This window comes from Neorhizobium tunisiense (assembly GCF_039631515.1).
Classification (GTDB): Bacteria; Pseudomonadota; Alphaproteobacteria; order Rhizobiales; family Rhizobiaceae; genus Neorhizobium.
In genome coordinates this window covers 717,042-737,561 of record NZ_JBDIUU010000001.1, presented here as the reverse complement: position 1 = coordinate 737,561, position 20,520 = coordinate 717,042, and the positions used below count along the sequence as shown (strand labels likewise).

The window sequence follows — 20,520 nt, the reverse complement described above, 5'->3', positions numbered from 1 at the left end:
ACACGACTGGACATGACCGCTGAAATTCTTTCCCTAAGCCTGCAGCTCTCGATGCCGGAGATCATCCTGGCCGTGGGCGCGCTCGCTCTTCTGATGATCGGCGTCTTTTCCGGCGACAAGTCCGCACCGACGGTGACGGGGCTTGCAGTCGCGCTGCTGGCGGTCGCCGGCCTCTGGCTGATCTTCATGCCCGGCGAGGGCGTGGCCTATGGCGGCGCCTTCAAGCTCGACGCCTTCAGCCGCTTCATGAAGGTGCTGGCGCTGATCGGCTCGATCACCGCCATGGTGATGTCCGTCGGGCATGCCAAGTCGGATCAGCTCAACCGTTTCGAGTTCCCGGTCCTGCTGGTGCTCTCGACGCTCGGCATGCTGCTGCTGATCTCTGCGAACGACCTGATCGCCTTCTATCTCGCGCTGGAACTGATGTCGCTGGCGCTCTACGTCATCGCTGCCTTCAATCGGGACAGCCTGCGCTCGACCGAAGCCGGCCTGAAATACTTCGTCCTCGGTGCGCTTTCCTCCGGGATGATGCTCTACGGCATGTCGCTGGTCTACGGCTTCACCGGCAATACCGGCTTTGAGGGCATCGCCAAGGTTCTCTCCGCCGAAACTCGGGGCATGGGCCTCATCTTCGGCATGGTCTTCGTGCTCGCCGGCGCCTGCTTCAAGATCTCCGCCGTACCGTTCCACATGTGGACGCCGGACGTTTATGAAGGCGCCCCGACCCCGGTCACCGCCTTCTTCGCAGCCGGCCCCAAGGTTGCCGCCATGGCGATCCTGGTTCGCATCGTTTCGGATGCCTTCCTGCCGCTCGTGGCCGACTGGCGCCAGATCATCGTCTTCGTCTCGATCGCCTCCATGCTGCTCGGCTCGTTCGCCGCGATCGGCCAGCGCAACATCAAGCGACTGATGGCCTATTCCTCGATTGGCCACATGGGCTACGCGCTCGTCGGCCTCGCAGCCGGCACCGAAACCGGCGTCTCCGGCGTCGTCCTCTATATGACCATCTACATGGTCATGACCTTGGGCACTTTCGCCTGCATCATGGCGATGCGCCGCAAGGAAGGCGGCAATGTCGAGAATGTCGACGATCTCGCCGGCCTCTCCTCCACTAAGCCGTTCATGGCCGTGGTGCTGACCGCGCTGATGTTCTCGATGGCCGGCATTCCGCCGCTCGCGGGCTTCTTCGCCAAGTATTTCGTCTTCGTCGCGGCGATCGAAGCCAAGCTTTATGCGCTGGCGATCATCGGCGTACTTTCCTCCGTCGTCGGCGCCTATTATTACCTGCGCATCGTCAAGCTGATGTGGTTCGATGAAGCGAAGGGCGAGTTCGCCCGCATCTCCGGCGAACTGCGTCTGGTCTTCGGCCTCTCCGGCCTCTTCGTCACGGCCTATGTGCTGATCGGCGGACCGATCGGTACGGCGGCGAGTGCTGCCGCGAAGTCCTTCTTCTGAGAATGCCGGGAGCAAGGGGCCGTTTCTCGCTCGATGCGTTCCGCCACGAGGCGCTCGACGAAGTCGGATCCACCAATAGCGAATGTCTCGCCCGCGCTCGCGCGGGCGATTCCGGTTTGTTGTGGCTGACGGCAAGGCGCCAGGTCTCCGGCCGCGGCCGCCGTGGCAGGGCCTGGACGTCCGAACCCGGCAATCTCTATGCATCCCTGCTGCTGATCGATCCCGCGCCACCGGAGCGCATCGGCTCGTTGCCGCTCGCCGTCGCCGTCGCCGTCCATGCCGCCATCAGATCCGTTCTGCCGCCGGGCGGCGAGCCGCTCGATGTCAAATGGCCGAACGATATCCTGATCGGCCGCAGGAAGACCTGTGGTATTCTGCTGGAAGGCGAGGGGCTGCCGGATGGCCGCCGCGCGCTCGTGATCGGCATCGGCATCAATATCCGCCACATGCCTGACAGTGCGGCTTACGCGGTCACGCGGCTTGCCGACCACGGCGCCAACATCTCGCCGGAGGAGCTTTTCGCGCATCTTTTCAGGGAGATGGCGCAGGTTCTGGAATCCTGGGATGAGGGGCGGGGCACGCCCGAAATCAGCCGGCGCTGGCGCGAGGTCGCCTGCGGCATCGGCGAAAAAATCACCGTGAACCTGCCGGATCGCTCGCTTGTTGGCACATTCGCAGGTATCGATGACAAAGGATTTCTGCTGCTCGATACCGGACTGGGCGCGCTTAAGCCGATCGCCGCCGGTGATGTATTTTTTCAAGGAATGGAATAGACAAAGAAAATGGCAAACCAAGAAGAACTGGTTTTTCTGCCGCTCGGCGGCGTGGGCGAGATCGGCATGAACCTCGCCCTCTACGGCTATGGAACGCCGGAGAAGCGCCAGTGGATCATGGTCGATTGCGGCGTGACCTTTCCGGGGCCTGACCTGCCGGGCGTCGATCTCGTGCTGCCCGACATCCGCTTCCTCGCCAGCCAGCGCAACAACCTCAAGGCGATGATCATCACCCATGCGCATGAGGACCACTACGGCGCGATGAACGACCTCTGGCCGGGCCTCAACGTGCCCGTTTATGCCTCGCCGTTCACCGCCGGCATGCTGGAGGCGAAACGCAATTACGAAGGTTCGCGCGCCGAAATCCCGGTGACGATCTTCAAGGCCGGCGACCGCGTCAATATCGGCCCGTTCGAGATCGAGGCGATCGGCGTCAACCACTCGATCCCCGAGCCGATGTCGCTGGTCATCCGCACGCCGCTCGGCAACGTCGTCCATACCGGCGACTGGAAGATCGACCATGCGCCGTCGCTCGGACCGTTCACCGACGAGGCCCGCTTCCGCAAGATCGGCGACGAGGGCGTGCTGGCACTGATGTGCGACAGCACCAACTCCATGCGCGAGGGCGTTTCGCCCTCCGAGGAGGAAGTCTCCGAAGGCCTGCGCCAGATCATCGAGGCCGCCGAGGGCCGGGTGGCGATCACCACCTTCTCGTCGAATGTCGGCCGCATTCGCTCGATCGCCCAGGCCGCGGACGCAGCCGGCCGCGAAGTGCTGCTGCTCGGTTCGTCGCTGAAGCGCGTCGTCGGCGTCGCCCGCGATATCGGCATCATGGAGGGTTTGAAGCCGTTCATCGCGGAGGACGAATACGGCTATATCCCGCGCGACAAGATCGTGGTGATCCTGACCGGCAGCCAGGGCGAACCGCGCGCAGCGCTTGCCAAGATCGCCCGCGACGAGATGCGCCACGTGGCGCTGACGTCAGGCGATACGGTGGTCTTCTCTTCGCGCACCATTCCCGGCAACGAAAAGGCGATCATCGAGATCAAGAACGGCCTGATCGAGCAGGGCATCAAGATCGTCACCGACAGCGACGCCCTCGTTCACGTCTCCGGCCACCCGCGCCGCAGCGAACTGGTGCAGATGTACGAGTGGACCCGCCCGCAGATCCTCGTGCCCGTTCACGGCGAGGCGGCCCACCTGACGGCGCAGGCCGAGCTCGGCGCATCCGCCGGCATCAAGAGCATCCCGCGCGTCCGCAACGGCGATATCCTGCGCCTCGCGCCCGGCCCGGCCGAAGTCATCGACGAGGCGCCGCATGGCCGCATCTTCAAGGACGGCAAGCTGATCGGCGACTTCGAGGAAATGGGCATCGGCGACCGCCGCAAGCTCTCTTTCGTCGGCCACGTCTCCGTCAACGTCCTGCTCGACGCCCGCTACGACTTCGTGACCGACCCGGACCTCATCGCCTTCGGCCTGCCGGAATTCGACGACGAGGGCGAGGACATGGAGGATACGCTCTATGACGCCGTGCTCGGCGCCGTCGAGAGCATTCCGCGCGCCCGCCGCAAGGATCTCGACATGGTCCGCGAGGCGATCCGCCGCGCGGTCCGCTCCGCCGCCAACGAGGCCTGGGGCAAGAAACCGATCGTGACGGTGTTCGTTACGCGGCTTTGAGGGGCGAGGGCTGCCACTTTTGGAATGAGACGATGCCACGAGTCGATCTCCCCCCTTGAGGGGGAGATGCCCGGCAGAGCAGAGGGGGTAACCTCTCCATACGTTCATCGGCCACCTGATCTGCGCACCGTCGCCACTCCCCTCTGTCACCTTCGGTAACATCTCCCCCTCAAGGGGGGAGATTACCGGGAGCCCACCGCACTGTCTTGCATCGCATCTCCATATGCGGCAGTCCCATAGGCGACGAACCAACACTCGGGAGGACCAAACCATGCTCGGACGCGTAAACCACATCGCCATCGCCGTGCCGGACCTTGCCGCGGCGACCTCGACCTATCGCGATACGCTCGGCGCCCGCGTCTCGCAGGCGCAAGCCTTGCCTGAGCACGGCGTCACCGTGGTCTTCGTCGAGCTCCCCAACACCAAGGTGGAATTGCTCGAGCCGCTTGGGGTCGATTCGCCGATTGCGGCCTTCCTCGAGAAGAACCCGTCCGGCGGCATGCACCATATCTGCTACGAGGTGGACGATATCATCGCTGCGCGTGACGCGCTGAAAGCGGCCGGTGCGCGGGTCCTCGGAGACGGTAGTCCGAAGACTGGAGCCCATGGAAAACCTGTGCTTTTCCTGCATCCGAAGGACTTCAACGGCACCCTGGTCGAGCTCGAACAGGTATGATTCCCACAGCTGTGACATCACGTCAGGGCCTTCAGGTTTGAGCTTGCCTGCCTTTCAGCCTATAAGGGCGCCAATTCTTCGAACCGGAATCGAGTCGAAATCATGCCTCTGTTGACGGTCGCGGCCATCTATTTCATCATCTGGTGGACCGTGCTCTTCATCGTCCTTCCGCTCGGTTATCGCAGCCAGCAGGAAGATGGTGAAGTGACCAGTGGGACCGTGGAAAGCGCCCCGAGCAAGTTTCGCGGCGGCCGCGTCGTGCTTTTGACGACGGTGATCTCGACCCTGCTTTATGCCGGCTACCACGTCGCATCCGTTTATTTCGGCGTCGGCATTGCCGATATTCCCGTTATCGTGCCGACCTTCGACTGAAGCGCTGGAATAAGGCAGGATCATCGGGAGCCTGTCATTTCCCTGTCATGATTTCCGGGCATAGGAGCGGCAGCGAAGACGCTAGCGCCAGCTGTTCTGCCGGCGAGAAAGCAAAAAAAAACAAGGCGGTTAAGCCTTGTTTCTAGTTTCGCGTGATCCTTAACCGTTACCGGGGCTGCGACAAGCGCGCCTAAGATCTGATCCTCCCAAGACTTGACCGCGAAATGGCAAGAATTTGAACTCCTTGCCTCTTTTGTGAGCTGAACCTAGCTCAAAGGATGTGCTTTGTCATCCGCTTTTTTTGTATTTTTGCTACACTTCGATAAAATTTTTCAGTCGACATAAATGTCGCACATTTGCCACGAAATCCCCGTTTTTACCGGGTCTGCAGACGCCGGGCGCGTAATCGTGACATCGTGCGATTCATGCGGGGGCGGGTTCCCTTGGAGCCCCGGAACGGCTATGTACCCTCGCCATATCACTGAAGAAACGGGCGATTCCTGGATTGAGGGATAGGCCCGGCAACCGCGGAAATCTCGATGCGCCTGTCCCGCTATTTTATGCCCATCCTGAAGGAAAACCCCAAGGAAGCGGAAATCGTGTCCCACCGGCTGATGCTGCGTGCCGGCATGGTGCGCCAGCAGAGCCAGGGCATCTATTCCTGGCTGCCGCTCGGCAAGCGCGTGCTCGACAAGGTCAACGCCATTATCCGCGAGGAGCAGAACCGCGCCGGCGCCATCGAGGTGCTGATGCCGACGCTGCAGTCCGCCGAACTCTGGCAGGAAAGCGGCCGTTACGACGCCTATGGCAAGGAAATGCTGCGCATCAAGGACCGCCAGGAGCGGCCGATGCTCTACGGCCCCACCAATGAGGAAATGATCACGGACATCTTCCGGTCCTACGTCAAATCCTACAAGAACCTGCCGCTCAACCTCTACCACATCCAGCTGAAGTTCCGCGACGAGATCCGTCCGCGCTTCGGCACCATGCGCTCGCGCGAATTCCTGATGAAGGACGCCTATTCCTTCGACCTGACGAAGGAAGATGCCGAGCATTCCTATCGCAAGATGTTCACCGCCTATCTGCGCACCTTCTCCAGGCTGGGCCTCAGGGCAATCCCGATGCGCGCCGATACCGGCCCGATTGGCGGCAACCTGTCCCACGAGTTCATCATCCTGGCCGAGACGGGCGAGTCGGAGGTGTTTTCCCACAAGGATTTCGTCAATTTCGACATCCCGAGCACCGATACCAATTTCGATGACGTCGAGGTGATGCAGGCGGTGTTCGACAAGTGGACCTCCGTCTATGCCGCGACCTCGGAAATGCACGACGAGGAAGCGTTCAACGCCATTCCCGAGACCGACCGTCTCTCCGCCCGCGGCATCGAGGTCGGCCATATCTTCTATTTCGGCACCAAATATTCCGAGCCGATGGGCGCCAAGGTGCAGGGACCGGACGGCAAGGAACACCTCGTCCACATGGGTTCCTACGGCATCGGCCCGACACGCCTTGTTCCCGCCATCATCGAAGCATCGCATGACGACAACGGAATCATCTGGCCGGCATCGGTCGCGCCGTTCGACGTCGTGGTGATCAACATGAAGCCCGGCGACGAGGCCTGCGACCGCATCTGCGAAACGCTCTATGGAGGCCTCGAAACGATCGGCAAGGACGTGCTCTACGACGATACGGACGAGCGCGCCGGCACCAAGTTCGCGACCGCCGATCTGATCGGCGTGCCGGTCCAGGTGATTGTCGGACCCCGCTCCGCCGCGTCAGGCGAGGTGGAGGTCAAGGACCGCAAGACCGGCGAGCGCGAAACGCTGACCGTCGAGGCGGCCATGAACAGGCTCGCCGGCCGATAAGCCGGTGAGGCGTATCACGGCGGATGTCCCGCCGATGGCAGGGTGAGGAACGGCATGGCGAGCGTCGCGGCGAATAGTGAAGCGGAAAAGGCGGGCGGTTCGCCTGCGGCCGGTCCTTTCTCGGCCTTCGAGCGGATGGTCGCCTGGCGTTACCTGCGCTCGCGCCGCAAGGAAGCCTTCATCTCGGTCATCGCGGGGTTTTCCTTCATCGGCATCATGCTCGGCGTCGCGACGCTGATCATCGTCATGGCCGTGATGAACGGTTTCCGCACCGAGCTGATCTCGCGCATTCTCGGCATCAACGGCCATATGATCGTCCAGCCGATCGACGGGCCGCTCACCGACTACGCCGAGCTCACCCAGAAATTCGCGGCCGTCCCGGGTGTGCGGATGGCGCTGCCGCTGGTCGAGGGCCAGACGCTGGCATCGGGCCGCGGCGGTGCAGGTTCAGGCGCGCTGGTGCGCGGCGTCCGTCCCGAGGATCTCGAAAAGATCTCCGAAGTCGCCGGCAACGTAAAATCCGGCGATATGGTCGGTTTTGCCTCGGGGCAGGGCGTGCTGGTCGGCTCCAGGCTTGCGGCGCAGCTCGGCCTTTCCGCCGGTGACCAGATTACCCTGATCTCGCCTGAAGGCGACGTGACGCCGATGGGCGTCAATCCACGCGTCAAATCCTATCCGGTCTCCGGCATTTTCGAGATCGGCATGTCGGAATACGACGCGACGATCATCTATATGCCGCTCGAGGAATCGCAGCTCTATTTCAATGCCGAGGGCCTGGTGCAGTCGATCGAGCTGTTCATCGACAATCCCGACAATGTCGATGACCTGCGCCCGAAGATCGAGGCGGCGGCCGGCCGCCAGATCTTCATCACCGACTGGCGGCAGCGCAACCAGACCTTCTTCTCCGCCCTTCAGGTGGAGCGCAACGTCATGTTCATGATCCTGACCCTGATCGTGCTGGTGGCGGCGCTCAACATCATCTCGGGCCTGATCATGCTGGTGAAGGACAAGGGCAGCGATATCGCCATCCTGCGCACCATGGGCGCGGGCGCCGGCGCGATCATGCGCATCTTCTTCATGACCGGGGCGGCGATCGGCCTGGTCGGAACGTTTGCGGGCGTCCTGCTCGGCGTGGTCGTCTGTCTCAACGTCGAATCGATCCGCCAGTTCTTCTCCTGGATCTCGGGCACCATCCTCTTCGATCCGCAGCTCTATTTCCTCAGTCAGCTGCCGGCGGAGATGAGCTTTGGCGAGACCTTCTCGGTGGTCATGATGGCGCTCGTCCTCTCCTTCATCGCCACCATCTTCCCGGCATGGCGGGCCTCCCGGCTCGATCCTGTCCAGGCCCTTCGATACGAATAGGACCGAAATCCTTCATGGCACCCAAAACCGTCTTGCAGCTCTCGGGCGTCGAACGTCACTATGGCCAGGGCGAGACCACGCTTTCGATCCTCAAGGGGGCTGATTTCGACCTGAAGACCGGCGAGATCGTTGCGCTGGTCGCTCCGTCGGGCACCGGCAAATCGACGCTCCTGCATCTCGCCGGCCTGCTCGAACATCCGGACGCCGGGGAGGTCTTTCTCGCCGGGCAGGCCTGCAACGGGCTTCCCGATGCGGAGCGTACCGCGATGCGCCGCAACCAGATCGGTTTCGTCTACCAGTTCCACCATCTCCTGCCGGAGTTTTCCGCCGTCGAGAACATCATGATGCCGCAGCTGATCGCGGGCCTCTCCAAGGCCGAGGCGAAGGAGCGGGCAAGCCAGCTTCTGGACTATATGCGCATCGGCCACCGCGCCGAGCACCGTCCTTCCGAACTGTCCGGTGGCGAGCAGCAGCGCGTGGCGATCGCCCGTGCTGTCGCCAACGCCCCGCGCGTGCTCCTTGCCGACGAACCGACCGGCAATCTCGACCCCAAGACCGCATCCTACGTTTTCGACGCGCTGGAGGCGCTGGTGCGCCAGTCGGGCCTCGCGGCCCTCATCGCCACCCACAACCACGACCTCGCCAGCCGCATGGACCGCCGCGTGACGATCGAGGGCGGCAAGGTCGTGGAGATGTAGCCAAGGCCGGCTTGCGGTTTTGCCCAATGCGCATATAATTTGCGCATGACGCGGAGGAATTCCCATGCCGTCGGCCGTTCGCAGACCTGCCAATCTCTCCCTCGACTCCGGTCTCTTGTCGGAAGCGCGCGAGCTGAACATCAATATCAGCCGCGCCGCCGAGGAGGGCGTTGCCCGTGCAGTCAGAGCCGAAAAGGAACGGCTTTGGAGAATCGAGAATGCCGAGGCAATCAAGGCCGCGAACGAATATGTCGAAAAGCATGGTCTGCCGCTTGCCCGCTTCCGGCAATTTTGATGGCGCGTTTCCAAGTCTATCGAATGGGGACTGATCTGGCGCTGGATGTGCAGACGAACTTGCTGGACGCATTGCACACGCGGGTGGTTGTACCACTGGTGCCTGAAAGGGATGTGAAACGTATCGTCAATCGCCTCAACCCGCGCTTTCAGGTGAACGATACGCCCTATATCATGATGACAGAATTTCTCGCTGCGGTCCCTGTTGGGGAATTGGGCGTCAAGGTGGTGGACGTTTCCGCGCATTCGGATGAAATCGTCGCGGCCACGGACTTTCTGTTCCAAGGCTTCTGATCCGATGTGCTCCCGGGGATAACCTTCGGCGGCTTCGATTGAGAATCAAAAGGCTTGCGCGATAATCCATCCCCCTTCATCCCCGCCCTCCCGGCCCGTGCCTACAATCTCTTCGTTCCGTCACGGATACACCGCAAGGCGTTGCGGCGAGGCGGGACCGGCGCGGACGTCAGGGGCAAGACGCAAAACCTTGGCGTCCGGGTTCGCGGAAAATGGCCTCTCTCCGGCGACGTGGGACGGGTGAGAAGCTGTCGGACCGACTTCTCATATTCGTTCCATCATCGAGCGCCGGGCGTGCCTGTCAGGCATATAGGGTGATGGGGCCGCGCCGTGCGGCGTCCGAGGGCTTTTGAAAAACCCGGATGTGCGGCGCAGGTGGAAGACGATGCCGGGCGGCGGTCATGGCCTGCGGCATCGTGGCCTGGGAGCGTGCATGACGCCCTCTTTCGGAGGGGCACGCAACCGTTCCCACAACCCCCGTCATCGCAGAGGGACCGAAGTCGCGGATAATAACCGCCGACCGGGGCGCTGAGAGGTGTCACCTATTACTTACCTTACGAGACAGCTTTCAGCACCCCGTCCGAACATGGTCATCACCGGATTGGTCACCCAAGTCCGGATGCTCGGCATGCCTTAAACCCCGACGTTAACATCCCGTTTACCAGGAGAGGGAGGATATCGCGATATGTTTGTTTCCGGTCTGTTCTTTTATTGACTCTCAAACAAAATGAGAACAAATTAAAAACATAAGAGAACACGGGAGACGACGATGACTGACCTGCTTCGTGACATTGCCGCATTCGCTTCCATCGCCACTTTCGTGGCAAGCCTCTCCATGATCATGATGGCCATGTGATCCAGGCCCTCGGCCGAAAGCGGTTGAGGGGGGAAATCCGAACTGGACTCTCAAAGCCCTGCGCCGGACAATAGCCTGATTCATGAAATGGTTCCCGCTTCATCAAACGGGTAAGGCGCAGACATGGCAGATACAGCGGACGTAAAATCGGGATCGGAAGAGCTGGGGACCACCCCTCAATTCGTTCACCTTCGCGTCCATTCCGCCTATTCGCTTCTGGAAGGCGCGCTGCCGCTCAAGAAGATCCTCTCGAAGGCGATCGCGGACAATCAGCCCGCGATCGCGATAACCGACACCAACAATCTCTTCGTCGCGCTGGAATTTGCCCAGAAGGCGATTGGTGACGGCCTGCAGCCGATCATCGGCTGCCAGCTTTCGATCGATATGGAAGACCAGTCGGACGAGCGCCGCAACAGCCATCAGCAGCTTGCCAAGCTGCCGGCGATCGTCGTGCTGGCTGCCAATGCCGTCGGTTACGAACGGCTCGTCGATCTCGTCAGCCGCGCCTATCTCGGCGGCGAGGGGCATCAGTCGACCCATATCTGCCGCTCCTGGCTGGAAGAGGGCGGCACCGAGGGGCTGATCGCGCTGACCGGTGCCGGCACCGGTCCGGTCGACACGGTCCTCAAGGAAGGCAATGCCACGCTTGCCGAGGCAAGGCTCTTGAAGCTCAAGGAGATCTTCGGCGATCGGCTTTATGTCGAATTGCAGCGCCATGGCGCCTACGACCGGCGCCACGAGCACAAGATCGTCAGGCTTGCCTACGACCACGACCTGCCGCTGGTCGCGACCAACGAGGCTTTCTTTCCCACCAAGGCCGATTACGATGCCCATGACGCGCTGATGGCGGTTGCCCACAACGCGATCGTCTCGGATGACACCCGCTTCCGCCTGACGCCGGACCATTATCTGAAGAGCCGCGCCGAGATGGCGAAGCTGTTCGCCGACCTTCCTGAGGCGCTCGAAAACACGGTCGAGATCGCCCGCCGCTGCTCCTTCGTGCTGAAGACCCGCAACCCGATCCTGCCGCGCTTCACCGGCGCCACCGACGATCCGGCGGAAGCCGAGCGCGCCGAAGCGGAGGAACTGCGCCGCCAGTCCGTGGAAGGTCTCGAAGAGCGTATCGCGACGCTCGGCATGACGCGCGGTTATACGGAACAGGACTATCGCGACCGGCTGGATTTCGAGCTCAGCGTCATCGAGAAAATGAAGTTCCCGGGCTACTTCCTGATCGTTGCCGACTTCATCAAATGGGCGAAACAGCAGGGCATTCCGGTCGGCCCCGGCCGTGGTTCCGGTGCGGGCTCGCTGGTCGCCTATGCGCTGACCATTACCGACGTCGATCCGCTGCGCTTCTCGCTTCTGTTCGAGCGCTTCCTCAACCCCGACCGCGTCTCGATGCCGGACTTCGACATCGATTTCTGCCAGGATCGCCGCGAAGAGGTGATCCGCTACGTGCAGCAGAAATACGGCCGCGAGCAGGTGGCGCAGATCATCACCTTCGGTTCGCTGCAAGCGCGCGCCGCCTTGCGCGACGTCGGCCGCGTACTCGAAATGCCCTATGGCCAGGTCGACAAGATCTGCAAGCTGGTGCCGAACAACCCGGCCAACCCGACGCCGCTCTCGAAGGCGATCGAGGAGGATCCGAAATTCCAGGAGGAGGCCGACAAGGAGCCGGTCGTCGCCCGCCTCCTCGATATCGCCCAGAAGATCGAAGGCCTCTATCGCCACGCCTCGACCCACGCCGCCGGCATCGTCATCGGCGACCGGCCGCTGTCTAAGCTCGTGCCGATGTATCGCGACCCGCGCTCGGACATGCCGGTCACCCAGTTCAACATGAAATGGGTGGAGCAGGCGGGCCTCGTGAAGTTCGACTTCCTCGGCCTGAAGACGCTGACGGTGCTGAAGACCGCCGTCGATTTCTGCCGCAAGCGCGGCATCGAGATCGATCTCGCCAAGATCCCGCTCGACGACACCAAGACCTACGAAATGCTCTCGCGCGGCGAGACGGTCGGCGTGTTCCAGGTGGAAAGTGCGGGCATGCGCAAGGCGCTGATCGGCATGCGGCCGGACTGCATCGAGGACATTATCGCGCTGGTGGCGCTTTATCGTCCCGGCCCGATGGAAAACATTCCGACCTACAATGCCCGCAAGCACGGCGAGGAGGAGATCGAGTCGATTCATCCGATGATCGACCATCTCCTGAAGGAGACCCAGGGGGTTATCGTCTACCAGGAGCAGGTCATGCAGATCGCCCAGGTGCTCTCGGGCTATTCGCTCGGCGAGGCCGACCTGCTGCGCCGCGCAATGGGCAAGAAGATCAAGGCGGAGATGGACCAGCAGAGCGAACGCTTTGTCTCCGGCGCCATCAAGAACGGCGTCTCCAAGCCACAGGCCAACAACATTTTCGAACTGCTCGCCAAGTTCGCCAATTACGGCTTCAACAAATCGCACGCCGCGGCCTACGCCATCGTCTCCTACCAGACCGCCTTCATGAAGGCGCATTACCCGGTCGAGTTCCTCGCCGCCTCGATGACCTACGATATGTCGAACAGCGAGAAGCTCAACGACTTCCGGCAGGATGCCGGCCGCCTCGGCATCGCGGTCATCCCGCCGTCGGTGCAGACTTCGTTCCGGCAGTTCGAGACCGGCGACAACCGGATCTATTATGCGCTGGCCGCCATCAAGGGCGTTGGCGAGTCGGCGGTCGATCACATCACCGAGGTGCGCGGCGACGTGCCGTTCGTCAGCATCGAGGATTTCTGCCTGCGGATCGATCCCAAACAGGTCAACCGCCGCGTCATGGAAAGCCTGATTTCGGCGGGCGCCTTCGATTGTTTCGGCCGCGACCGTGCGGAACTGATCGGCGGCCTCGACCGCATCATCGGTTATGCCCAGCGTGCGCAAGGGGAGAAGGTCAGCGGCCAGCACGACATGTTCGGCTCGTCCTCCGCCTCCGGGCCGGAAACGCTGATCTTCCCGGCGTTCACGCCATGGATGCCCTCCGAAATGCTGATGCGCGAATACCAGGTGCTCGGCTTCTATCTCTCCGCCCACCCGCTCGATGCCTATGCCAATGTACTCGCCAAGATGCGCGTCCAGAACTTCGCGGATTTTTCGGCGGCCGTGAAACAGGGCGCTACCGCCGGCCGGCTGGCCGGAACGGTGACCGGCAAGCAGGAGCGCAAGACCCGCACCGGCAACAAGATGGGCATCGTCACCTTCTCGGATGCGACTGGCCAGTTCGAGGCGGTGCTGTTTTCGGAAGGGTTGGCGCAATATCGCGACCTGCTGGAGCCCGGCAAGTCGCTGGTCATCACCGTGCAGGCGGAAGAGCGGCCGGAAGGTATCGGCCTGCGCATCCAGACCGCGCAGTCGCTCGAGGAAAAGTCGGTACAGATGCAGAAGGCGCTGCGCGTTTTCGTGCGCGATTCAGGCCCCTTGCGCGCCGTCGCGCGGCACCTTAACGCCCGGGGCGACGGGCTGGTGTCCTTTGTGGTCATCAAGGATGACGGCAAGCGGGAAATCGAGGTGGAGCTGACGGAAAAATACCGCATCTCGCCGGAAATCGCCGCGGCGCTTCGGACAGCGCCGGGCGTTCTGGACGTCGAGCTGGTCTAACTTCAGTAGAGACCGTAGGCGCGGGGCCTTGCCGCCGTCCGCCGCTGGCTGACCGGCTGCGGCCTGGTGATGGAGGCCTGCGCTTCGGCCATCCGCTGCACCGGCTGGGTGACGGTGATGAAATCGGTGCCGTCGCCGGTTTCCTGGCCGATGCCCTGATCGTTGATCGTCAGAGACGATCCGTCGCTGATCAGCGTTTCGATCCGGTCGCGGATGTCGGCCGGGATTTCGATACGGTTTAGAGCCTGTGCCGCGGCGCCCGGCGCGTAAGGATCGTCGGCGACGGTGATCCCGAGCCGCTGTTTCATCGCGGGGCTGAGGCCGTTGGGAACCGTGACGCTGTGCCATTCGGCCGTCTCTTCCTTGCGCTCGACCTTGTCGACGCTGAAGAAATGCGTGCCGAGCGCGATTTCGGGATCCTTGATGCCGACCGGGGCCTCGAACAGCGGTTGGAAATTCTGGCGCACCATGATCTGGCCCATCGGCGGCCGCGGCTTGCCGGCGGTCTCGTAAAGCGAATCCAGGAATTCCGGCGTCACCAGCGCGCCCTTCGGCGACAGGTTTTTCCAGCGCTTGAAGCCGGCAATCGCGCTGCGGGTCATCGGACCGGCAAAGCCGTCGCCGCCGCCGGTGTCGAACCCGAGCTGCTGCAGCAGGATCTGGGCATCCATCAATGTCTCGCGCTCGCCGCGGCGGGTGATGAGGATGCGCAGCGGTGCGACATCCTCTTTCGCGGCAATGGCCGGTTGGGTCGGAGCCGGCCGCGCGTCGGTCGTCGGATGGACGATCGAGGGATTGTTCGGAACGACGTTCATCGCCACTTCGACCGGCTTCTGGCTGCTGCCGATCGACGAGGTTCGCAGTTGGACATCGGAAAGCAGCGGCCCGCTCGGCAGCGGCTTGCGCGGCAGGAACAGGTTGGCGTTCTCGATCAGCTGCGGCACGACCTGCGCATCGGTGATGATCACATGGGCGCCGCGCTCGGTCATCTGGAAGAGCGACTTGGCAAAGGCGCCCGGCATGCGCACGCAGCCATGCGAGGCCGGATAATTCGGCACGCTGTTGGATTCGTGAAGCGCGATGCCCGACCAGGTCAGGCGCTGCATCCACGGCATGGGCGCGTTCGAATAGAGGTTGGATTCGTGATATTTCTGTTTTTCGAGGATCGAAAAGATCCCGCTCGGCGTCGTGTGGCCTTGCTTGCCGGTCGATACCTTCGAGGTCGTGAGGACCGTTTCGCCGTCATAAACGACGAGCGACTGCTTGTCCTTGGAAACGATGATCTGCAGCGTGCGGGCACCTTCCGCAAAAGCCGCATGCGACAACATGGTCGCAGACAAAAGACCTAACCCGAACACCAGGCGACGCAACATGACCGACCCCATACGCAATACATGGACCGGCACATTAGCGTATGAGGTTTAAGGAAGGTTATCCGCGTCGCGAGTAGTTTTAACGTTATGGTTAATAACGGATCACGTTTCATTGATCCCGCCGGCGGCTTCCGAAAGTATATCCGGTCTCGACCGCAGCCTTGCCGAACTTGTCGCGCAGCTTGTCCATCGCCGCTTCCGCGGCCGCCCGGCGGCCGGCCTGGCGGTCGACGAGGTCGGGCGGATCGGCAAGTGTCGGATCGCCGAGATCGGTGACGCCGATGCCCAGCAGGCGGAATTTGGTGCCGTCGGTTTCGCGTTCCATCAGCGACAGGCCGGTCCTGAAAATCCGGTCGGCGAGCTGGGTCGGGTCCTCCAGCCGCTTGTTGCGGGTGCGGCTCTTGAAGTCAGCGGTCTTCAGCTTGAGGACGACGGTCTGCCCGGCGATGCCGTGTTTCTTCAGCCGTGCCGAGACCTTTTCCGAAAGCCGCCGCAGGATCGGTACCAAGTCGTCGTAACGAGATATGTCATCGAAGAAGGTAGTCTCGGCCGAAACGCTCTTCGCGGCGTCGTTGACATGCACTTCGCGATCGTCGATGCCGCGCGAGAGGCGATAGAGCCGCTGGCCCATCGAGCCGTAGCGGCGCATCAGGTCGGCTTCCTGCATGGTCTGGAGCTGGCCGATGGTGCGGATCCCGTCCGCTTCCAGCGTCGCGTTGAACGCCCTGCCGACGCCCCAGATGGTGGTGACGGGCCGGGTCGCCAGGAATTCCAGCGCCTCTTCCTGGCCGATCACCGAAAAACCGCGCGGTTTCTGCAGGTCCGAGGCGACCTTGGCGAGAAACTTGCAATAGGAGAGGCCGACCGAAACGCTGATGCCGATCTCATCCTGCACCCGCTTGGCGAACTTGGCCAGAATTCGCGCCGGTGGGGCATGGTGCAGTCGTTCGGTGCCGGCAAGTTCGAGAAAGGCTTCGTCGATCGACAGCGGCTGAACCAGCGGCGTCAGATCGTGCATCATGGAGCGCACCTGCCGCCCCACGGTCACATATTTCTCCATGTTCGGCGGGATGACCACGGCGTCGGGGCAGAGTTCCAGCGCCTTGAACATCGGCATCGCGGAGCGCACGCCATTGATGCGGGCGATATAACAGGCCGTCGAGACGACGCCGCGCTTGCCGCCGCCGATGATCACGGGCTTGTCGGCGAGTTCCGGGTTGTCGCGTTTTTCGATCGTCGCATAGAAGGCGTCGCAATCGATATGCGCCAGCGTCAGCGCGTAGAGTTCCTTGTGATAGACGAGACGCGGACTGCCGCAGGCGCGGCAACGGCGCACTTCCGCCTTCTGCTCCGCAAGGCAGTCGCGACAGAAGCCGGGCGTCTTGTCAGGCGTGGGCGTCATGGCTGAGAACAAAGATTGAACACTTCGACGTTAAGCCCTAAACTTATGAGTCACAAGGGAGAGCAGGGAGGTCTGGAGTGGATATCGGTCTTCGTTTCGAACCTGTAACGGCAGAGCGCTGGGAGGATTTTGAAATGCTCTTCGGCCCGCAAGGCGCCTTCTATAACTGTTGGTGCGTGGCGCTGCGGCTGCCGCATGCGGTGCGCACGAAAATGCAGCCGCAGGAGCGCAAGGACCATATCCGCGGCCGCATATCCGCCGGTCCGCCGCCCGGCATTCTGGCCTATTCGGAGGGTGAAGCTGTGGCCTGGGTGCAGGTCGGGCCGCGCCACGATGTGCCGCAGTTCAATTCGCCGCGCACGGTCTCGCGTCCGCTGGAGGAGGCAGATGCAACCGATCCCTCGGTCTGGGCGGTCAGCTGTTTTTTCCTGAAACCGAAACTCAGGGGCAAGGGACTGAGCCACCGTCTGCTGTCCGGCGCAGTGGAATATGCTCGGCATATGGGAGCACGTTTCGTCGATGCCTGTCCGATCGATCACGTGAAGCAGTCGAAATCGGTGACGTTGTGCATCGGCTCGACGGCGATCTTCGACGCTGCCGGCTTCGAGGTGATGGAGCGCCGCAAGGACGGACGGCCGCTGATGCGGCTGGAACTTTAGATGTCAGGCGGCTTTGGGCTGGATATGGCGACGGATCAGCTCGGCGGCATGAGCCCAGTCGGTTGCCCGGACGATGCCTTCGTCCGGTTTCGGCGCAAGCAGGTGCAAGGGTGAGTCGGGCATCATGTGGAGGAGGAGGCACTCAGTGACATGATCCCGCACGGAATGAAGATTATGCGCCATGTCGTCGATGAAAACGGAGGGCAGGGGGCGCCCGGCATGCAGGCGCTGCATGATCGGTCCCTTGGGCTCTTCGCTGGCGATCATCGGGAAGGTGAGGCCGATCTGGTCGAGAAGCCGGCGGCGGTGATCCCGGTAGCGCGGCGGCATCGCGGTGAGGAACACGACGTCGGCATCCTTCGACAGCGCGTCGAGCGTCTGGACGACGAAGTCGGTGGGGATTTGCCAGTTCTCCTGCGCCTCGAAGAAAGCCTCGATCAACCGACGCACGTCCGGATGTTCGAGCGCGATCTGGGTCTCTATGGAAACGATATTGCCGGTGAGCCGGAACGAGCGCGGCAAGAGCTCATGACCTTCGCCCCGCAGGAACTCCTGGAAGGGTACAACGAAATGCAGCACCACGTCGTCGACATCGCAGACGACGAGCGGCCGGTCGCCGAGGCGCACATGGGAAAGGTCGAGGATCCCGGTCATCTCAATAGTCGCCGGAATCGAGCCCTGGACCGGAATAATGCTGCCAGGCCGCCGCCACGATCTCGGGCTTTGTACCCGTCGCCTCGCAGAAGGCCAGCAGTGTCGGCTCATGACCCATCAGGAAATCGATCATCCCGGCGAGAAAGCCCGGATCGTTTACCGCATTGCGCAACTGGTTGGGCTGTGCGCCGGAAAGGGCGAGGAACCGGCCCAGCATGTCGGGTTCGTTGGCGAGCCATCCGAGAATGGCGCCCGCCGTCTCTTCAGCCTTGGCTTCGTTGCTTCGAGCATTACCGGGATCGCGCCGCATTGTCCGCCGAGTTACCTCTTTTTCAACTAGTTGGCTTTACCGTGCCTGATAGGCGCTCCGTGGAATCGGCCGTTCCGGGAGCTTATATACTGAAGGCACTCATGCAAGCCGGGATTTAAGGAACGGATCGCCATGCCCAAACGGGTCATGATCGTCGAGGACAACGAGCTGAACATGAAGCTCTTCCGCGACCTGATCGAAGCATCGGGATACGATACCATCCAGACCCGCAATGGTATGGAAGCGCTTGATCTTGCGCGCAAACATCGCCCCGACCTGATTTTGATGGACATCCAGCTGCCCGAGGTTTCGGGCCTGGAAGTCACCAAATGGCTGAAGGAAGACGATGAATTGCACGTCATCCCCGTGATCGCGGTCACCGCCTTTGCCATGAAGGGCGATGAGGAACGCATTCGCCAGGGTGGCTGCGAGGCCTATGTCTCGAAACCCATCTCAGTGCCGAAGTTTATCGAGACAATAAAAACATATCTCGGCGACGCGTGAAAACGGGACGGAACTCATGACGGCGCGGATACTGGTAGTCGACGATATTCCGGCGAATGTGAAGCTGCTCGAAGCCAGGCTTCTCGCCGAATATTTCGACGTCCTGACCGCCGACGACGGCTACAAGGCTCTGGCGATCTGCGACAGCACTCATGTGGACCTCATCCTGCTCGACATCATGATGCCCGGCATCGACGGTTTCGAGGTCTGCGAACGGCTGAAGGCCAATCCGCGTACCGCTCATATTCCGGTCGTCATGGTCACCGCGCTCGACCAGCCTTCCGACCGCGTGCGTGGCCTGAAGGCCGGTGCCGACGATTTCCTGACCAAGCCGGTCAACGACCTGCAGCTCATTTCGCGCGTGAAAAGCCTGGTAAGGCTGAAGACGCTCAGCGACGAACTGCGCATCCGCGCCGACACTGCCAGCAATATCGGGCTGGAAGACATGCTCAAGGGCGCCGACGGCCGTGAAGAGACGGCCCAGGTTCTGCTCGTCGATGGACGCGCAAGCTCGCAGGAACGCATCATCAAGGCCCTGAAGCCGGTCGCCGGCGTCATTGCCATGTCCGATCCGCAGGCAGCACTTTTCGAAGCGGCGGAGAGCCCGGTCGATATGGTGATCGTCAACGCCAATTTCGACGAATATGATCCGCTGAGGCTCTGCTCGCAGCTGCGCTCGCTGGAGCGCACGCGCTTCCTGCCGCTGCTGCTGGTGACCGAAATGGGCGCCGACGATCTGATCGTGCGGGCGCTCGACCTCGGCGTCAACGATTATATCGTCCGGCCGATCGACCCGAACGAGCTCGTGGCCCGCGTGCTCACCCAGATCAAGCGCAAGCGCTACAACGACCGCCTGCGCATGAGCGTGCGCCAGACGATCGAGCTTGCCGTCACCGACGGGCTGACCGGCCTCAACAACCGGCGTTATCTCGACAATCACCTGAAGGTGCTGTTCAACCGGGCTGCCGCACGCTCACGGCCGCTGTCCGTCTGCATCACCGATATCGACCGGTTCAAGTCGGTCAACGACGTCTACGGCCATGATGCCGGCGACGAAGTGCTGAAGGAGTTCGCTGCCCGCGTGCGCTCGACGGTCAGGGGAGCCGATCTTGCCTGCCGTTACGGAGGTGAGGAATTCGTGGTGGTCATGCCCGATACCGACGCTACGTCGGCCGCCACGATTGCCGAACGGCTGCGCAGCATCATCGAGAGCCAGCCTTTCCATCTGAAGGCGGCGGGTATCATGCTCAATATCACCGCCTCGCTCGGCCTCGCCTGCAGCATGCAGGGCGCCGAGACGCCGGAACAGCTCCTGAAGCAGGCCGACCGCGCGCTGTATGAAGCGAAAAACGGCGGGCGCAACCGAGTGGTTGCCGCGGCCGCGTAGAGAATCAGTAAATCCTGAAATTCCCGTCCGCCTTCCCTGACGGCGAAAACACCGAGACAAGGCATCCGGTCCCCAGTTATTTTTGGACGGAACCCAACTTTTTACAGGTGCTAATTAATGGAAGAATTTCATGAACAGCAGTCAGTTAACGGGACTGCTGCAGCGCATTCAAGAAATTTCGAATGTATCGGCGCATTTTCAGGTCTGCCGATAGAGAATAGCTGTTTGAATTGGCTTTGAATTTTTTGCATGGCTGAGAAGATAGACAGCGCTCGCCCAGGATGTGCT

At 61.9% G+C, this 20,520-nt stretch carries 18 protein-coding genes; 14 read left to right on the top strand and 4 right to left on the bottom strand.

Going from position 1 to position 20,520, the window contains the following annotated elements:
• The first annotated feature begins 12 nt into the window (after positions 1-12).
• From nuoN to dnaE, 11 genes are all read left to right on the top strand, one after another.
• Entirely contained in the window at positions 13-1,455 is a 1,443-nt protein-coding gene (gene nuoN / locus ABCW43_RS03860) for an NADH-quinone oxidoreductase subunit NuoN (RefSeq protein WP_345922179.1), read from the top strand.
• Between the two features lie 2 nt (positions 1,456-1,457).
• Positions 1,458-2,228 (top strand): biotin--[acetyl-CoA-carboxylase] ligase, encoded by a 771-nt coding sequence (locus ABCW43_RS03855; protein ID WP_345922178.1) that lies wholly within the window; start codon positions 1,458-1,460, stop codon positions 2,226-2,228.
• A gap of 9 nt (positions 2,229-2,237) precedes the next feature.
• Positions 2,238-3,905: a ribonuclease J gene (locus tag ABCW43_RS03850; protein ID WP_345922177.1), complete on the top strand. Its 1,668-nt coding sequence runs from the start codon at positions 2,238-2,240 to the stop codon at positions 3,903-3,905.
• 271 nt (positions 3,906-4,176) lie between these two features.
• Entirely contained in the window at positions 4,177-4,581 is a 405-nt protein-coding gene (gene mce / locus ABCW43_RS03845; protein WP_345922176.1) for a methylmalonyl-CoA epimerase, read from the top strand.
• Between the two features lie 102 nt (positions 4,582-4,683).
• On the top strand, positions 4,684-4,953 hold the full coding sequence (locus ABCW43_RS03840; protein WP_345922175.1) for a DUF1467 family protein: 270 nt from the start codon (positions 4,684-4,686) through the stop codon (positions 4,951-4,953).
• Between the two features lie 539 nt (positions 4,954-5,492).
• Positions 5,493-6,818 (top strand): proline--tRNA ligase, encoded by a 1,326-nt coding sequence (proS, locus tag ABCW43_RS03835; RefSeq protein ID WP_345922174.1) that lies wholly within the window; start codon positions 5,493-5,495, stop codon positions 6,816-6,818.
• Positions 6,819-6,872: 54 nt separating this feature from the next.
• On the top strand, positions 6,873-8,180 hold the full coding sequence (locus tag ABCW43_RS03830; protein WP_345922173.1) for a lipoprotein-releasing ABC transporter permease subunit: 1,308 nt from the start codon (positions 6,873-6,875) through the stop codon (positions 8,178-8,180).
• 14 nt (positions 8,181-8,194) lie between these two features.
• Positions 8,195-8,878 (top strand): ABC transporter ATP-binding protein, encoded by a 684-nt coding sequence (locus ABCW43_RS03825; protein ID WP_345922172.1) that lies wholly within the window; start codon positions 8,195-8,197, stop codon positions 8,876-8,878.
• A gap of 64 nt (positions 8,879-8,942) precedes the next feature.
• Positions 8,943-9,173 carry a type II toxin-antitoxin system CcdA family antitoxin gene (locus ABCW43_RS03820; RefSeq protein WP_345922171.1) on the top strand — a complete coding sequence of 77 codons (231 nt, stop codon included), beginning with the start codon at positions 8,943-8,945 and terminating at the stop codon, positions 9,171-9,173.
• Positions 9,173-9,466, top strand: a complete 294-nt coding sequence (locus ABCW43_RS03815) for a CcdB family protein (RefSeq protein WP_345922170.1) — start codon at positions 9,173-9,175, stop codon at positions 9,464-9,466. The genes ABCW43_RS03820 and ABCW43_RS03815 overlap by 1 nt, the downstream gene beginning before the upstream one ends.
• A 979-nt stretch (positions 9,467-10,445) precedes the next feature.
• On the top strand, positions 10,446-13,943 hold the full coding sequence (gene dnaE, locus ABCW43_RS03810) for a DNA polymerase III subunit alpha (protein WP_345922169.1): 3,498 nt from the start codon (positions 10,446-10,448) through the stop codon (positions 13,941-13,943).
• A gap of 2 nt (positions 13,944-13,945) precedes the next feature.
• Here the strand turns inward: dnaE and ABCW43_RS03805 are convergent, their stop codons facing one another.
• Together ABCW43_RS03805 and ABCW43_RS03800 are read right to left on the bottom strand one after the other, a co-directional pair.
• Entirely contained in the window at positions 13,946-15,316 is a 1,371-nt protein-coding gene (locus tag ABCW43_RS03805; RefSeq protein ID WP_345922168.1) for a L,D-transpeptidase, read from the bottom strand.
• Positions 15,317-15,425: 109 nt separating this feature from the next.
• Positions 15,426-16,718, bottom strand: a complete 1,293-nt coding sequence (locus ABCW43_RS03800; protein WP_345922167.1) for a DNA polymerase IV — start codon at positions 16,716-16,718, stop codon at positions 15,426-15,428.
• Between the two features lie 77 nt (positions 16,719-16,795).
• On the opposite strand from ABCW43_RS03800, the gene ABCW43_RS03795 reads away from it, so the two are divergent.
• Positions 16,796-17,377 (top strand): GNAT family N-acetyltransferase, encoded by a 582-nt coding sequence (locus ABCW43_RS03795; RefSeq protein WP_345922166.1) that lies wholly within the window; start codon positions 16,796-16,798, stop codon positions 17,375-17,377.
• Between the two features lie 3 nt (positions 17,378-17,380).
• On the opposite strand, the gene ABCW43_RS03790 is transcribed toward ABCW43_RS03795, so the two are convergent.
• Both ABCW43_RS03790 and ABCW43_RS03785 read right to left on the bottom strand, forming a co-directional pair.
• Positions 17,381-18,031, bottom strand: a complete 651-nt coding sequence (locus ABCW43_RS03790; RefSeq protein ID WP_345922165.1) for a hypothetical protein — start codon at positions 18,029-18,031, stop codon at positions 17,381-17,383.
• Between the two features lies 1 nt (position 18,032).
• Positions 18,033-18,341, bottom strand: a complete 309-nt coding sequence (locus ABCW43_RS03785; protein WP_345922164.1) for a DUF3572 domain-containing protein — start codon at positions 18,339-18,341, stop codon at positions 18,033-18,035.
• Between the two features lie 132 nt (positions 18,342-18,473).
• On the opposite strand from ABCW43_RS03785, the gene ABCW43_RS03780 reads away from it, so the two are divergent.
• Entirely contained in the window at positions 18,474-18,845 is a 372-nt protein-coding gene (locus ABCW43_RS03780; protein WP_007765577.1) for a response regulator, read from the top strand.
• Positions 18,846-18,861: 16 nt separating this feature from the next.
• Positions 18,862-20,232: a PleD family two-component system response regulator gene (locus tag ABCW43_RS03775; protein ID WP_345922163.1), complete on the top strand. Its 1,371-nt coding sequence runs from the start codon at positions 18,862-18,864 to the stop codon at positions 20,230-20,232.
• Positions 20,233-20,520 lie beyond the last annotated feature (288 nt).

Bases quoted from the DNA above. Each gene is read 5' to 3' on its own strand.
- nuoN (WP_345922179.1), top strand. From the start codon at position 13: ATGACCGCTGAAATTCTTTCCCTAAGCCTGCAGCTCTCGATGCCGGAG.
- ABCW43_RS03855 (WP_345922178.1), top strand. From the start codon at position 1,458: ATGCCGGGAGCAAGGGGCCGTTTCTCGCTCGATGCGTTCCGCCACGAG.
- ABCW43_RS03850 (WP_345922177.1), top strand. From the start codon at position 2,238: ATGGCAAACCAAGAAGAACTGGTTTTTCTGCCGCTCGGCGGCGTGGGC.
- mce (WP_345922176.1), top strand. From the start codon at position 4,177: ATGCTCGGACGCGTAAACCACATCGCCATCGCCGTGCCGGACCTTGCC.
- ABCW43_RS03840 (WP_345922175.1), top strand. From the start codon at position 4,684: ATGCCTCTGTTGACGGTCGCGGCCATCTATTTCATCATCTGGTGGACC.
- proS (WP_345922174.1), top strand. From the start codon at position 5,493: ATGCGCCTGTCCCGCTATTTTATGCCCATCCTGAAGGAAAACCCCAAG.
- ABCW43_RS03830 (WP_345922173.1), top strand. From the start codon at position 6,873: ATGGCGAGCGTCGCGGCGAATAGTGAAGCGGAAAAGGCGGGCGGTTCG.
- ABCW43_RS03825 (WP_345922172.1), top strand. From the start codon at position 8,195: ATGGCACCCAAAACCGTCTTGCAGCTCTCGGGCGTCGAACGTCACTAT.
- ABCW43_RS03820 (WP_345922171.1), top strand. From the start codon at position 8,943: ATGCCGTCGGCCGTTCGCAGACCTGCCAATCTCTCCCTCGACTCCGGT.
- ABCW43_RS03815 (WP_345922170.1), top strand. From the start codon at position 9,173: ATGGCGCGTTTCCAAGTCTATCGAATGGGGACTGATCTGGCGCTGGAT.
- dnaE (WP_345922169.1), top strand. From the start codon at position 10,446: ATGGCAGATACAGCGGACGTAAAATCGGGATCGGAAGAGCTGGGGACC.
- ABCW43_RS03805 (WP_345922168.1), bottom strand. From the start codon at position 15,316: ATGTTGCGTCGCCTGGTGTTCGGGTTAGGTCTTTTGTCTGCGACCATG.
- ABCW43_RS03800 (WP_345922167.1), bottom strand. From the start codon at position 16,718: ATGACGCCCACGCCTGACAAGACGCCCGGCTTCTGTCGCGACTGCCTT.
- ABCW43_RS03790 (WP_345922165.1), bottom strand. From the start codon at position 18,031: ATGACCGGGATCCTCGACCTTTCCCATGTGCGCCTCGGCGACCGGCCG.
- ABCW43_RS03785 (WP_345922164.1), bottom strand. From the start codon at position 18,341: ATGCGGCGCGATCCCGGTAATGCTCGAAGCAACGAAGCCAAGGCTGAA.
- ABCW43_RS03780 (WP_007765577.1), top strand. From the start codon at position 18,474: ATGCCCAAACGGGTCATGATCGTCGAGGACAACGAGCTGAACATGAAG.
- ABCW43_RS03775 (WP_345922163.1), top strand. From the start codon at position 18,862: ATGACGGCGCGGATACTGGTAGTCGACGATATTCCGGCGAATGTGAAG.